Annotated in this window: 8 protein-coding genes; 2 read left to right on the top strand and 6 right to left on the bottom strand. The window is 71.7% G+C overall.

Going from position 1 to position 13,835, the window contains the following annotated elements:
- Positions 1 to 59 precede the first annotated feature (59 nt).
- From recD2 to MFF61_RS11295, 3 genes are all read right to left on the bottom strand, one after another.
- On the bottom strand, positions 60 to 2,273 hold the full coding sequence (gene recD2, locus MFF61_RS11305; RefSeq protein ID WP_238235223.1) for an SF1B family DNA helicase RecD2: 2,214 nt from the start codon (positions 2,271 to 2,273) through the stop codon (positions 60 to 62).
- 51 nt (positions 2,274 to 2,324) lie between these two features.
- Positions 2,325 to 2,678 carry a hypothetical protein gene (locus MFF61_RS11300; RefSeq protein ID WP_238235222.1) on the bottom strand — a complete coding sequence of 118 codons (354 nt, stop codon included), beginning with the start codon at positions 2,676 to 2,678 and terminating at the stop codon, positions 2,325 to 2,327.
- A gap of 105 nt (positions 2,679 to 2,783) precedes the next feature.
- On the bottom strand, positions 2,784 to 3,683 hold the full coding sequence (locus MFF61_RS11295) for a LysR substrate-binding domain-containing protein (RefSeq protein ID WP_238235221.1): 900 nt from the start codon (positions 3,681 to 3,683) through the stop codon (positions 2,784 to 2,786).
- Between the two features lie 110 nt (positions 3,684 to 3,793).
- On the opposite strand from MFF61_RS11295, the gene bioB reads away from it, so the two are divergent.
- On the top strand, positions 3,794 to 4,792 hold the full coding sequence (gene bioB, locus MFF61_RS11290; protein ID WP_238235220.1) for a biotin synthase BioB: 999 nt from the start codon (positions 3,794 to 3,796) through the stop codon (positions 4,790 to 4,792).
- A gap of 117 nt (positions 4,793 to 4,909) precedes the next feature.
- Positions 4,910 to 6,304, top strand: a complete 1,395-nt coding sequence (locus MFF61_RS11285; RefSeq protein ID WP_238235219.1) for an SGNH/GDSL hydrolase family protein — start codon at positions 4,910 to 4,912, stop codon at positions 6,302 to 6,304.
- A gap of 33 nt (positions 6,305 to 6,337) precedes the next feature.
- Here the strand turns inward: MFF61_RS11285 and MFF61_RS11280 are convergent, their stop codons facing one another.
- The 3 genes from MFF61_RS11280 to gltB all read right to left on the bottom strand — a co-directional run bounded on the left by MFF61_RS11280 (position 6,338) and on the right by gltB (position 13,219).
- Complete coding sequence (locus MFF61_RS11280) at positions 6,338 to 7,768, bottom strand: glutamate synthase subunit beta (protein ID WP_238235218.1); 1,431 nt, start codon at positions 7,766 to 7,768, stop codon at positions 6,338 to 6,340.
- A gap of 50 nt (positions 7,769 to 7,818) precedes the next feature.
- Positions 7,819 to 8,427, bottom strand: a complete 609-nt coding sequence (locus MFF61_RS11275; RefSeq protein WP_238235217.1) for a glutathione S-transferase family protein — start codon at positions 8,425 to 8,427, stop codon at positions 7,819 to 7,821.
- Positions 8,428 to 8,527: 100 nt separating this feature from the next.
- Complete coding sequence (gltB, locus tag MFF61_RS11270) at positions 8,528 to 13,219, bottom strand: glutamate synthase large subunit (RefSeq protein ID WP_238235216.1); 4,692 nt, start codon at positions 13,217 to 13,219, stop codon at positions 8,528 to 8,530.
- Positions 13,220 to 13,835 lie beyond the last annotated feature (616 nt).

Raw genomic sequence — 13,835 nt, 5'->3', positions numbered from 1 at the left:
GGGCGCGCGGGAGGCGGCCCGACCGGGCGGGTGGCGGGACGAGCCGCACTTGGCCCCCGCTACCGGATCACGCCCTGGCTCAGCCACTCCCGCAGCTTGGTGAAGCGCGGCCGCATCGCGCCGCCGCGCACCGCGATCCCGACCGCGCGGCTCTGCGCCACCAGCACCACGAGGCGCTTGCCGCGGGTCACGCCCGTGTAGAGCAGGTTGCGCGCCAGCATCGTGTAGTGCTGGAGCGCCACCGGGATCACCACGGCCGGGTATTCCGACCCTTGCGCCTTGTGGATGGTGATGGCGTAGGCCGGCGCGAGGGCGTCGAGCTCGTCGAACGGCCACGTCACCTCGCGCCCGTCGAAGCCGGCGACCAGGGCGCCCTCCTCCGGGTCGATCCGCAGCACCACGCCGAGGTCGCCGTTGAACACCTCGCGGTCGTAGTCGTTCTGGCCCACGATCACGCGGTCGCCGGGCGCGAAGCGCCAGCCGAAGCGCTCGACCGAGGCCGCGGGCTGCGGGTTGAGCACCTGCTGGAGCGCGTGATTGAGGTTGCGGCTGCCGAGCGCCCCGCGGGTCATCGGGCAGAGCACCTGCACGTCGCGCACTGGATCGAGGCCGAAGCGGCGGGGAATGCGCCGCGTCACGATCTCCACGAGCTTCTCCGCCCCCGCATCGGGATCGTCGATCCCGACCACGAAGAAGTCGCCGGACGGGTCCGGACTGCCCTGCGGCATCCGGCCTTCCTTGATCCGGTGGGCGTTGACGATGATCCGGCTCTCGGCGGCTTGGCGAAACACCTCCGTCAGGCGGGCGACGGCCACGCGGCCGGAGGCGATGACGTCGGCGAGCACCTGCCCCGGACCGACCGAGGGCAGCTGGTCGACGTCGCCGACGAGCCAGAGCGCGGCGTGGCGCGGCAGGGCGCGCGTGAGCGCGTTCATCAGCGGCACGTCGATCATCGAGGCCTCGTCCACCACGAGGAGGTCGCAGGAGAGCGGGTTGTGCTCGCTGCGCTGGAAGCCGCCCCGCGACGGGTCGACCTCCAGCAGGCGGTGGAGCGTCTTCGCCTCGCGCCCGGTCTGCTCGCTCATCCGCTTGGCGGCCCGGCCGGTGGGTGCGGCGAGGAGCACCTGCGCCTCGACGGTGTCGAGCACCCGCAGCAGCGCGTCGAGCGTGCTGGTCTTGCCGACGCCCGGACCGCCGGTGATGACCGCGACCTTGGCGCAGAGCACCGTGTGCACGGCCTGCGCCTGCGAGGGCGACAGCGTCTTGCCGGTCTCCGCCGCGATCGCCGCCAGGGCCGGCCCGGCCGCGATCTCGCCCCAGGGCAGCGGCGCCTCGTCGAGCGCGATCAGCCGCTCGGCGATGGCTCGCTCGGCCGCGTGCAGGCCGCGCAGGAAGACATGGGTCTCGCCGCCGATCGCATCCGCCACCACCGTGTCGCCGCCGAGTTCCTCCACCAGCGCCGTGCGGGCGAGGCCCGGCTCCACGCCCAGGAGGTCGGCCGCGCGGGTCACGAGGTCGGGCACCGGCAGGGCGCAGTGGCCGTCATCCATCGCCGCCTGCAGCGCGTAGGCGATGCCCGCCCGAAGCCGCGCCGGCGCGGTCGGCGGCAGGCCGAGCTTGGTGGCGATGGCGTCGGCGGTGCGGAAGCCGATGCCGCGTACGTCGCGGGCGAGACGGTAGGGGTCCTCCGTCATCACGGCGACCGACTCCGCCCCGTAGGTCTTGTAGATGCGCACCGCCCGCGCCGTGCCGACCCCGTGCGCATGCAGGAAGATCATGATCTCGCGCACCACCCGGTGCTCGGCCCAGGCCGCCACGAGGCGCGCGGCGCGGGTCGGGCCGATACCCGGGACCTCGGTGAGCCGGTGCGGCTCGGCTTCGATCACCGCGAAGGTGTCGGCCCCGAAGGCGCGCACGAGGCGCCGGGCGATCTCCGGGCCGATGCCGCGCATCTGGCCGGAGGCGAGGTAGCGCGCGATGCCCTCCTCGCCCGTGGGCGGCGTGCAGGCGAGCGTGTCGGCGCGGAACTGCAGGCCGTGCGTGCGGTCGCTCACCCAGGCGCCCGTGGCGGTGATCCACTCGCCGGCCGCCACCGCCGGCGCGTGCCCGACCAGCGCCACGAGGTCGCGCTTGCCCCGCGCCTTGATCTTGAGGACGCAGAAGCCGGTCTCGGGACTGTGGAAGGTGACGCGTTCGACCGAGCCCGCGAGCGCTTCGCGCGGGGGCGCGCCGGGATCGCGTTCGGCGCTGCGGCGTGTCGTGGCGGCGGGCATCGGACGATACGGGAGAGATCGGGTCCCGGCCCGCCTGCCGCAAGGCCGGGCCTACCAGCCCTCGGGGATGTCCGCAGGCGGCCGCGGCGGGCCGAAGCGGGGGCGCGGCGGTCCGTCCTCGTCCGCGCCCCAGCCGGGGCCGCGCCAGCGCGGCGGGCCGTCAAGGACCGGCCCCTCGTCGCAGACTCTGACGCGTCGCACCACCTCCTCGCCGTATGGATCGATGCGTCGCTTCACGAAGACCCGGCAGGTTTCGGCGGGGCGCACGACCCGGGGCGGCACCCAGCCCGGGCGGGAGTCGAAGCGCGGCGGAGGCGGCGGCTCGTCGACATCCGCGGCGAGGACCGGCGCGGACAGGACCAGCGCCGCGGCTGCGGCGGCCGCGAGGCGAAGAGGGCGTGACATCGGTTCGAGGCTCCGGGCGGGCACCGGCCCGCCGATGAGCGATCCTCGGTCCGTCCGCTTGAACCGCGACTGAAGCCGGCGTTGCCGGGCGTACAGGTACGGCGGTCAGCCGAGTTCCGCCCGCTCCTTGGCGATCCCGAGCTCGCCCACCAGCCAGCGCGCGAAGGTGCGCAGCGGCGCGCGGGGCCGGCTGCCCGCCGGAAAGACGAGGTGGTGGCCGACATAGGTCACGTCGCGCGCGACCCCCCGCAGCGGGGCGACGAGGCGCCCGCTCGCGAGCTCGCGCTCGGCGAGCAGCGTCGATTCGAGGGCGACGCCGAGCCCGTCCGCGGCGGCCGCGATGGCGAGGAAGCTGCGGTCGAAGCGCACGCCGAGCGGCCGGGGCGCCGGCAGGTCGTTCTGCGCGAACCAGAGCGGCCAGCGCACCAGCTTGTTGTCGCTCTGGATCAGCACGTGGGCGAGGAGGTCCTCGGGTTTGCGGATGCGGGCCGCCCGGACGGGATCGCAGAGCGGCGTCACGGTCTCGGTGCAGAGGGGCACCACCACCAGCCCCTCCCCGCGCGGCGGGCCGTACACGATATCGGCGTCGAACTCGTCGGTGGTGAAGCGCGCATAGTCCATGCCGGCGGCGAGCCGCACCTCGAAGCCCGGGTGATCGGCGAGGAAGCGGGCGAGCCGCGGGGTGAGCCATTGCGCGGCGAAGCTCGGGGCGCAGTGCAGGCGCAGCAATTGCGGCCCGCGCGCCGCCACGAGGTCGAGCCCGCGGTGCAGTTCCTCGAAGGCGCGCCCGACATGCTCCAGCAGCGCCTCGCCGGCCGGGGTGAGCCCCACCCCCTGCCCGGCCCGCTCGAACAGCGCGACGCCGAGCGCCTCCTCCATCTTGCGGATGGCGTGGCTCACGGCGCTCGCGGTCAGGTTCAACTCCGCCGCCGCGGCCTTGAACGAGCGCCGCCGCGCAGCGGCCTCGAACGAGCGGACGGCGGAGAGGGGCACCCGGAGCGACATCTCCCGACGATGCCGCCGAGCGCCCCGGCTTGGCAACGGCTCCGGTCGGCGAGGGGCGGGACAAGCACGGCGGATCGCGCTATGCGGTCGGCAACGACCCGAGGAGCCCGATGAGCACAGAAGCCGCGCCCCCCGACGCCATCCGGCACGATTGGACCGTCGCCGAGATCCAGGCGATCCACGACCTGCCGCTCCTCGACCTCGTGCACCGGGCGGCGAGCGTCCACCGCGCCCACCACGACCCGGCCGACATCCAGCGCGCGAGCCTGCTCTCGATCAAGACCGGCGGCTGCCCGGAGGATTGCGCCTACTGCCCGCAATCGGCCCATCACAAGGAGGCGGGCCTCGGCCGCCAGCGCCTGATGCCGGTGGAGACCGTGCTGCGCGAGGCCGCCGCCGCCAAGGCCGCGGGCGCGACCCGCTTCTGCATGGGCGCCGCGTGGCGCCAGCCGAAGGACGGGCCCGAGTTCGACGCCGTGCTCGCGATGGTGCGGGGCGTGCGCGGGCTCGGGATGGAGGCCTGCGTCACGCTGGGCATGCTGACGCCCTCCCAGGCCGAGCGTCTCGCCGAGGCCGGGCTGACCGCCTACAACCACAACCTCGACACCGGGCCGGACTTCTACGGCGACATCATCTCGACCCGCACCTACGCGGACCGGCTCGACACCCTGCAGGCGGTGCGCGAGGCCGGGATCGGCGTGTGCTGCGGCGGCATCATCGGCATGGGTGAGGGCGTGCGCGACCGCGCCGCGATGCTGCAGGTGCTGGCCAACCACGCGCCGCATCCCGAGAGCGTGCCGATCAACGCGCTCGTGGCGGTGGAGGGCACGCCGCTCCAGGACCGCCCCCCGGTCGATCCGCTCGACCTCGTGCGCATGTGCGCCACCGCCCGCATCGTGATGCCGAAGGCCCGCGTGCGCCTGAGCGCGGGCCGCCGCGCGCTCACCCGCGAGGCGCAGGTTCTGTGCTTCCTCGCCGGCGCCAACTCGATCTTCTACGGCGAGCGCCTGCTCACCACCGCCAACAACGAGGCCGACGCGGACGCGCAGCTCCTGCGCGACATCGGCGTGCCGGTGCCCGCGGTGATCGGGCTGGCGGCGGCGGAGTAGCGCGCGTCCGCCCCCGGTGCGCTTCGGGTCTCCGCGCGTTATCGTAGCGTGGCGTTCAGGAGCGAGCAGCGGATGACCGGGCCGAGACGGGCGGGGCCGAGATTGGCAGGACCGACGATGGGACTCGTCGGAGCGCTGCTCTGCCTGGGCGCGTCGCCCGCCTCGGCGCAATGGTGGGGCGGCGACGACGGCGGCTATCAGCAGCAGCGCCGCCAGGACCCGTACGGCTACGGTAACCGCAGCCGCGGCTACGGCGAGGATCCGTACGGCCGGCAGGGCTACCGGCGCGCGCCCGCGCCTGCGCCCGAGCCGCAGCGCGGCGGGTTCCGGTGGCCCTGGGAGCAGCCCGAGCCGCAGGCCCAGCCGGCGCCCGCCCCGAGCTACGGCGGGGGGTACCGCACGCCCCGGCCGCGGCTGCGCGAGGCGCCCGTCCGCGAGACGCATCGCAGCCACGAAGGGCGCTCGGTGCAGCGGCCGAAGCCCCGCCCCGCGCCCCCTGTGGCGGTCGCGCCCGCCGCCAAGCCCAAGACCAACCCGACGACGCAGATCGCGGTGTTCGGCGATTCGCTGGCCGAGCTCCTCGGCAAGGGGCTGGAATCGGCCTACGAGGCGAACGGCGACGTGCTGGTGATCCGCCGCGCCCGCGGCGACAGCGGCCTCGTGCGCAAGGACGTGGTCGACTGGCCGAAGGCCGCCGAGGAATACCTGGCCGCCAACCCCAAGCTGACCTACGCGGTGGTGATGGTCGGCGCCAACGACCGGCAGGCCCTGCGCGACGGCGACCAGTCGCTGGAGGCGCTCGGCGACCGCTGGCGCACGCTCTACCGCGACCGGGTCGATGCGCTCCTGAAGGTGTTCACGGACGCCAAGGTGCCGGTGATCTGGGTCGGCGTGCCGCCGATGAAGAGCGACACCTTCTCGGCCGACCTCAGCTCGATCAACGAGATCTACCGCGACCGGGTGCAGCGCGCGGGCGGCATCTACGTCGACATCTGGCCGGCCTTCTCGGACGAGCAGAACCGCTACGCGGCGACCGGACCGGATCTGGAAGGCCAGACGGCGCGCCTGCGCACCGCCGACGGCGTGCACTTCACCCAGGCCGGCGCCCGCAAGGCGGCCCACTTCGCGGATGTGGAGATCAAGCGGCTGATGGAGGCGCGCGGCGTCCTGCCGAGCGTTCCGGACGCGGTGGCGGCCACCCCGCCGCCCGCCTCCGTCGAACCCGGACAGGCGCCCCGCCTCGACGACGAGGCGGCCATCGACCGGCTCATCACCGCGATGTTGCCGAGCCTGCCGGAGCCCCCCGGCATCCCGGCGCTGCCGGTCAAGCCCGCGGCCGGTCCCGTGGTGCCGCTCACCCGCAACGAGGTGTCGCCGAACGGCCAGCTCCTCACTGGCCGTCCCCGGGTCGATGGGGATGCGGGATACACCGTGGAGCGCAGCCTCACCCGGGGCGCGCCCGCCACTCCGCAGCCGGGCCGGGCCGACGATTTCCGCTGGCCGCGGAGCTGAGGCGCCGGACGCCCTGAGGCGCCGGACGCCGCCTCAGAGCGGCAGCGTGGTCGCCCCCATCAGCGCCTCGTCGATGGCGCGCGCCGCCTGACGCCCCTCGCGGATGGCCCAGACGACGAGCGACTGGCCGCGGCGCATGTCGCCCGCCACCCAGACCTTGTCGTTCGAGGTGCGGTAGGAGACCTCGTCCGCCTGGACGTTGCCGCGGCGGTCGCGCGCGACGCCCGATTCCTCCAGCAGGCCCTGCGAGACCGGGCCGGAAAAGCCGATCGCCATGAAGACGAGGTCGGCCGGGAGCAGGAACTCGGTGCCGGGCAGCGGCTGGCGCTTCTCGTCCACCCGGGCGCAGACCACGCCCTTCACCTTGCCCTTCTTGCCCTCGATGCGGAGGGTGGCGGCCTGGAACTCGCGCTCGGCGCCTTCCGCCTGGCTCGACGACACCCGCATCTTGGTCGCCCAGTAGGGCCACACGGCGAGCTTGTCCTCCCGCTCCGGCGGGCGCGGCCGGATGTCGAGCTGCGTCACCGAGAGGGCGCCCTGCCGGAAGGCGGTGCCGATGCAATCGGAGGCGGTATCGCCGCCGCCGATCACCACAACGTTCTTGCCGGCGGCCAGGATCGGCGTCTCGACGGCGAGGAGGTCGTCCTCGGAGCCGACCCGCCGGTTCGACTGCACGAGATAGGGCATGGCGTAGTGCACGCCCTCCAGATCCTGGCCCGGCAGCTGCGGGTTGCGCGGCTCCTCGGCGCCGCCGGCGAACAATACCGCGTCGAACTCGTTGTGCAGGCTCGCGAAGGAGCGGGTGACGCCGACATTCACCCCGTAGTGGAACTGCACGCCCTCCGCCTCCATCTGCCGCACGCGGCGGTCGATGTGGCGCTTCTCCATCTTGAAGTCGGGGATGCCGTAGCGGAGCAGGCCGCCGGCCTTCGGCTCGCGCTCGAAGACGTGGACGTCGTGGCCGACCCGGGCGAGCTGCTGGGCGGCGGCGAGGCCCGCCGGCCCGGAGCCGATGATCGCCACGGTCTTGCCGGTCTTGGCCTGGGGCGGCTCGGGGACGACCCAGCCCATGCTCCAGGCCTTGTCGGCGATCGCCTGCTCGATGGTCTTGATGGTGACGGGCTGGTTCTCGAGGTTGAGCGTGCAGGCTTCCTCGCAGGGCGCCGGACAGATGCGTCCGGTGAACTCCGGGAAGTTGTTCGTGGAATGGAGGTTGCGCGACGCCTCCTCCCAATCCGCGTTGAAGACGAGGTCGTTCCAGTCCGGGATCTGGTTGTGGACCGGGCAGCCGGTCGGCCCGTGGCAGAACGGGATGCCGCAATCCATGCAGCGCGCCGCCTGCTTCTTCAGGTCGTGCTCGTCGAGCGGCAGCGTGAATTCGAGGAAGTGCCGCACACGATCGCCGGCGAGCTGATACTTCTGCTCCTGGCGGTCGTATTCGAGGAAGCCTGTGACCTTGCCCATCGGAAGAACTCGGAGGTTGGAACGAAGAACGGGCCGGTGCGAACGTTCGGTCAGCCCGGTACGGCGATTGACGTCGCGCCCGGCAGGCCGAGGGCCTGGATGCAACGTGTGAGCCAGCTCCGCACGGCCGGCCTCGTGTCGAGGCTGAATCCGCCCTCGTCGGCGAATTGCGTATAGGCGAACAGGGCCACGTCCGCGATGGTGATCGCGTCCCCCACGAACCAATCCGCGGCGACCAAGCGTCGCTCCATCAGGTCGAGGGCCGCCTCTCCGCCCGCCACCTTCCGCGGATCGCGGGTCTCGGCGGGCTCGCCCCGGTAGCGCATGTGGAACCGGCAGACCGCGATCGTCGGCTCGTGGTTGTACTGCTCCCAGAACAGCCACTCGTCGATCTTGGCCTGCTGCCAAGGATCCTCGGGCAGGAGCGCACTGCCGCGGGCGAGGTGGCGGATGATCGCGTTCGATTGCGACAGGCAGCGCCCGTCCGCGAATTCCACGCCCGGGACCTGCCCGACGGGAAAGCGGGCGAGGAACTCGGGCGTGCGGGTCTCGCCCTTCATGATGTCGACGGGGATCCACGCGTAGGGGACGCCGAGGTGATCGGCGACGTAACGAACCTTCAGGCAGTTGCCCGACTTGTCGTCCCCGAAGATCTTCACCGCTGCGCCCCCTCAGTGAAATGCGGTCCGCTCCATGGAAAGCCGCGGATTCCCCCTTCCGTGCGAGGGAGGGAATCCGGGCACCGGCCCTTGTCGGAGCCTACTCCGCCGCCACCGGCATCCTGGCCCGCTCCATCTCGCGCAGGGCCCGCCGGTACTCGACCGGCATCACCTTCACGAACTTGGTGCGGTAGATGTCCCAGTTGTCGATGATCGCCTTGGCGCGCACCGAGCCGGTGTACTTGAGGTGGTTGTTGATCAGGCCGACGAGGCGCTCCTCGTCGTGCCCCGACATGTTGGCCAGGATGTCGATGCGCCCCTTGGTTTCCAGGTCGCCGTCCTGGTGGAAGCGGCGCATGAACTCATCCTCCTCCTCGACGGGTTCGAGATCGACCATCGACAGGTTGCAGCGCTTGGCGAACGTGCCGTCCTCGTCGAGCACGTAGGCGATGCCGCCCGACATGCCGGCCGCGAAGTTGCGCCCGGTCTCGCCAATCGACACCACGACGCCCCCGGTCATGTACTCGCAGCCGTGGTCGCCCATGCCCTCGACCACCGCGATGGCGCCGGAATTGCGCACCGCGAAGCGCTCGCCCGCGGCGCCCCGGATGTAGGCCTCGCCCGCGATCGCGCCGTACAGCACGGTGTTGCCCACCATGATGGTGCGCTCGGCCGGCGAGCCCAGGGCCTCGGAGGGCCGCAGGATCAGCTTGCCGCCCGACAGGCCCTTGCCGACGTAGTCGTTGCCGTGGCCTTCGAGGATGAGCGTCACGCCCGCGGCGAGCCACGCGCCGAAGCTCTGGCCGGCGGTGCCGGTGAGGTGCACCGTGAGCGTGTCGTCGGGAAGACCCTCGTGCCCGTGCGCCTTGGCGACCTCGCCCGACAGCATCGCGCCCGCGGCCCGGTCGGAGTTGCGGATCACGTCCGAGACGCTGGCCGGTTCGCCCGAGGCGATGGCGTCCTTGAGTGCCGCGATCAGGCGGCGGTCGAGGACGGTGTCGATCGGGTGCTGCTGCGTCTCCACGTGGCGGATCGCGACGTGCGCGGGCACCTCGGGCTTGTGGAACAGCTTGGTGAAGTCGAGGCCCTTGGCCTTCCAGTGCGAGATGGCCGCGAGCTTGTCGAGGTAGTCCGAGCGCCCGATCAGGTCGTCGATCCGCGTCACGCCCATCTCGGCCATCAGCTCGCGGACCTCCTCGGCCACGAAGAAGAAGTAGTTGATGACGTGCTCGGGCGTGCCCTTGAAGCGCTTGCGCAGCACCGGGTCCTGGGTGGCGACGCCGACCGGGCAGGTGTTGAGGTGGCACTTGCGCATCATGATGCAGCCCGCCGCGATGAGCGGCGCGGTCGAGAAGCCGAACTGGTCGGCCCCGAGCAGGGCGGCGATCAGCACGTCCCGGCCCGTGCGGATGCCGCCATCCGCCTGCAGGGCTACGCGGCCGCGCAGGTGGTTGAGGACGAGGGTCTGCTGCGTCTCGGCGAGACCCGTCTCCCAGGGACCGCCCGCGTGCTTGATCGAGGTGAGCGGCGCCGCCCCGGTGCCGCCGTCGTAGCCCGAGATCGTGATGTGGTCGGCGCGCGCCTTGGCGACGCCGGCCGCCACCGTGCCGACGCCGACCTCCGAGACGAGCTTCACCGAGACCTCGGCGGCCGGGTTCACGTTCTTGAGGTCGAAGATCAGCTGGGCCAGATCCTCGATCGAGTAGATGTCGTGGTGGGGCGGCGGCGAGATCAGGCCGACGCCGGGCGTCGAGTGCCGCACCTTCGCGATCTTGGCGTCGACCTTGTGGCCGGGCAGCTGGCCGCCCTCGCCGGGCTTGGCGCCCTGCGCCACCTTGATCTGCATCATGTCGGCGTTGACGAGGTACTCGGTGGTCACGCCGAAGCGGCCGGAGGCCACCTGCTTGATCGCCGAGCGGCGCGAGCGGCCGTCCGGCAGCGGGCGGTAGCGCTCGCGCTCCTCGCCGCCCTCCCCCGAGTTCGAGCGCCCGCCGAAGGAGTTGAGGGCGATCGCCAGCGTCTCGTGCGCCTCCTTCGAGATCGAGCCGTACGACATCGCGCCCGTGGCGAAGCGCCTGACGATCTCGGCGGCCGGCTCGACGGCATCGATGTCCACCGGCGCGCGGCCGATCTCGGCCGCGCTCTTGATCCGGAACAGGCCCCGGATGGTCTTGAGGTGGTTCTCCTGCTCGTTCACGAGGCGCGCGAACTCGCGGTAGCGCTCGGGCAGCTTCAGGCGCACCGCGTGCTGGAGCGTCGCCACCGTGTCGGGCGTCCAGGTATGGGCCTCGCCGCGCAGGCGGTAGGCGTATTCGCCGCCGACATCGAGGGCGCTGCGGTACACCGGCGCGTCGCCGAAGGCGTCCTGATGGCGGCGGATCGTCTCCTCCGCCACTTCGGCCATGCCGATGCCCTCGATCGTCGTCGCCGTACCGAAGAAGTCGCGCTCGACGAAGGACGAGTTGAGGCCGACCGCGTCGAAGATCTGCGCGCCGCAATAGGACTGGTAGGTGGAGATGCCCATCTTGGACATCACCTTGAGCAGCCCCTTGTCGATCGACTTGATGTAGCGGGTGACGATCTCGTCCTCGGAGACGTCCGGCGGCAGCTCGTCCTTCATGGCGAGCAGGGTCTCGAAGGCGAGGTAGGGGTTGATCGCCTCGGCGCCGTATCCGGCCAGACACGCGAAGTGATGCACCTCGCGCGGCTCGCCCGATTCGATCACGAGGCCGACCGACGTGCGCAGGCCCTTGCGGATCAGGTAGTTGTGCACGGAGGCGGTGGCCAGCAGCGCCGGGATCGGCACCCGGTCCGGCCCGACCGCGCGGTCGGAGAGCACGATGATGTTGTAGCCGCCGCGCACCGCCGCCTCGGCGCGGTCGCAGAGCCGGTCCACCGCCCCGTCCATGCCGGCGGCGCCGAGTTCGGACGGATAGGTGATGTCGAGGGTCTTGGTGTCGAAGCGATCCTCGAAGTGCCCGATGCAGCGGATCTTCTCGAGGTCCGCGTTGGTCAGGATCGGCTGGCGCACCTCCAGGCGCTTCTTGCGCGAGGTGCCCTCGAGGTCGAGGATGTTCGGCCGCGGCCCGATGAACGAGACGAGGCTCATCACGGCCTCCTCGCGGATCGGATCGATCGGCGGGTTCGTCACCTGCGCGAAGTTCTGCTTGAAGTAGGTGTAGAGGAGCTTGGGCTTGTCGGAGAGCGCCGAGAGCGGCGTGTCCGAGCCCATCGAGCCCACCGCCTCCTGGCCGGTGACGGCCATCGGCTGCATCAGGAGCTTCAGGTCCTCCTGCGTGTAGCCGAAGGCCTGCTGGCGATCGAGGAGCGAGACGTCGGTGCGCGATTCGCGCGGCTGCACCGGGCGCAGGTCCTCCAGCACGATCTGGGTCCGCTTCAGCCAATCCTTGTAGGGGTTGGCGGCGGCGAGTTCGCTCTTGATCTCCTCGTCGGAGACGATCCGGCCCTTCTCGAGGTCGATGAGCAGCATCCGGCCCGGCTGCAGGCGCCAGGATTCGACGATGTCCTCGTCGCGGATCGGCAGCACGCCCATCTCGGAGGCGAGCACCACGAGGCCGTCGCGGGTCACGACGTAGCGCGCCGGCCGCAGGCCGTTGCGGTCCAGGGTCGCGCCGATCTGGCGGCCGTCCGTGAAGGCAACCGCGGCGGGCCCGTCCCACGGCTCCATCAGGGCGGCGTGGTACTCGTAGAAGGCGCGCCGCTCCTCGCTCATCAGCGGGTTGCCGGCCCAGGCCTCGGGGATCAGCATCATCATCGCGTGCGCGAGCGGGTAGCCGCCCTGCACGAGGAACTCGAGGGCGTTGTCGAAGCAGGCGGTGTCGGACTGGCCCTCGTAGGAGATCGGCCAGAGCTTCGAGATGTCGTTGCCGAACAGCTCCGAATCGACGCTCGCCTGGCGCGCCGCCATCCAGTTGACGTTGCCGCGCAGCGTGTTGATCTCGCCGTTATGCGCCACCATCCGGTAGGGGTGCGACAGGCGCCAGGTCGGGAAGGTGTTGGTGGCGAAGCGCTGGTGCACCAGGGCGAGGGCCGAGGCGAAGCGCTCGTCCTTCAGGTCGAGGTAGTACTCGCCGAGCTGATGCACCAGCACCATGCCCTTGTAGACGATGGTGCGCGAGGACAGCGAGACCGGGTAGAACTCCTTGAGCTTGGGATCCTTCAGGTCGTAGGCCGAGTTCGAGATGACCTTGCGGCAGAGATAGAGCCTGCGGTCGAAGCTGTCCTGATCGGGGCTCGACGCGGGCCGGCCGATGAAGACCTGCCGGTGGCGCGGCTCGCTCGCCCGCACGCTCTCGCCGAGGTCGCTGCCGTCCACCGGGACGTCGCGCCAGCCGAGCAGCGTCAGGCCCTCGTCGCCGATTACCTTCTCGACGATGCCGACGACCTGTTCGAAGCCCGCCTCGTCGCGCGGCATGTAGAGCTGGCCGACGCCGTACTGGCCGGCCTCCGGCAGGTCGATGCCGAGCCGCGCGGCTTCCGCGGCGAAGAACTCGTGCGGGATCTGCACGAGGATGCCGCAGCCGTCGCCCATCTTGGGATCGGCGCCCACCGCCCCGCGGTGGTCGAGGTTCTTCAGGATCTGCAGGCCCTGCTGTACGATGGCGTGGCTGCGGCGGTTGTGCATGTCGGCGACGAAACCGACGCCGCAGGCGTCCTTCTCGCGGGCCGGGTCGTACAGGCCCTGCGCCGCCGGCAGCGCCGGGTCGCGCACGACGAGGGCCGGCGCTGCCTGGCCGCGGGGCGAGTGCTGGGTCTTGTCCAGGCCGCTCATCGTCTCATGTCTCCTTCAGGCCCGCAGGCGGGCTTGCGCCCGCTTCGGGCTTGTGCCCGCAGACGCGCGCTCGATGGCAACGCCTCCGCCCGTCCGGGCGTGCCGCTGGTCCGGTGATCCGCCGAAGCCCGGCGGGGCCGGGAGGCGGGCAGGTACGGCCGGACCCGGGCGGGTCTGCCGTCTCGTCTCTTGTCTGGAGGTCCGGTCGCGTCTCGCGTCAGGGAGCGCCCGCACCTCGCGGGCACCCGGCGGCCTTGTCAGCCGGCGCGCACCCGCATCGCCTTGCCGGCGATGCATGTCGTATCTCGTTTGGCCGTCGTGCAAGCCACAAGCCAGCGCCCTTCGCGATCCGGATGCGGGGATCCGGAAAATGGGACAGCCCTGCTGTCCTAAGTCTGGAAGCTGCCAGATTTCAATCGCTCCAGCAAGAGCCGAGCGGCCCGCGGATTGTGCTTTTCTTGCGCATTGCGGCGCGGCGCCGCAACGAACGACCACGGCGGCGCGGCCCGGCGCAGCATTCGCCTCCTCACGCATGGCCGCCATGATTCCGCCGCCGGGTCGTGACCGCACCGGCCTGCCATGACCTGACCGGACCTGCCATGACGACGATCCGACG

The sequence above is a fragment of the Methylobacterium isbiliense genome, from assembly GCF_022179325.1.
GTDB lineage: Bacteria > Pseudomonadota > Alphaproteobacteria > Rhizobiales > Beijerinckiaceae > Methylobacterium > Methylobacterium isbiliense.
Note: the sequence above shows the minus strand (reverse complement) of the source record. Positions and strands in the feature narration are given on the sequence as shown.

Excerpts from the sequence above, each read along its gene's own strand:
- recD2 (WP_238235223.1), bottom strand. The coding sequence starts at position 2,273 with ATGCCCGCCGCCACGACACGCCGCAGCGCCGAACGCGATCCCGGCGCG.
- MFF61_RS11300 (WP_238235222.1), bottom strand. The coding sequence starts at position 2,678 with ATGTCACGCCCTCTTCGCCTCGCGGCCGCCGCAGCCGCGGCGCTGGTC.
- MFF61_RS11295 (WP_238235221.1), bottom strand. The coding sequence starts at position 3,683 with ATGTCGCTCCGGGTGCCCCTCTCCGCCGTCCGCTCGTTCGAGGCCGCT.
- bioB (WP_238235220.1), top strand. The coding sequence starts at position 3,794 with ATGAGCACAGAAGCCGCGCCCCCCGACGCCATCCGGCACGATTGGACC.
- MFF61_RS11285 (WP_238235219.1), top strand. The coding sequence starts at position 4,910 with ATGGGACTCGTCGGAGCGCTGCTCTGCCTGGGCGCGTCGCCCGCCTCG.
- MFF61_RS11280 (WP_238235218.1), bottom strand. The coding sequence starts at position 7,768 with ATGGGCAAGGTCACAGGCTTCCTCGAATACGACCGCCAGGAGCAGAAG.
- gltB (WP_238235216.1), bottom strand. The coding sequence starts at position 13,219 with ATGAGCGGCCTGGACAAGACCCAGCACTCGCCCCGCGGCCAGGCAGCG.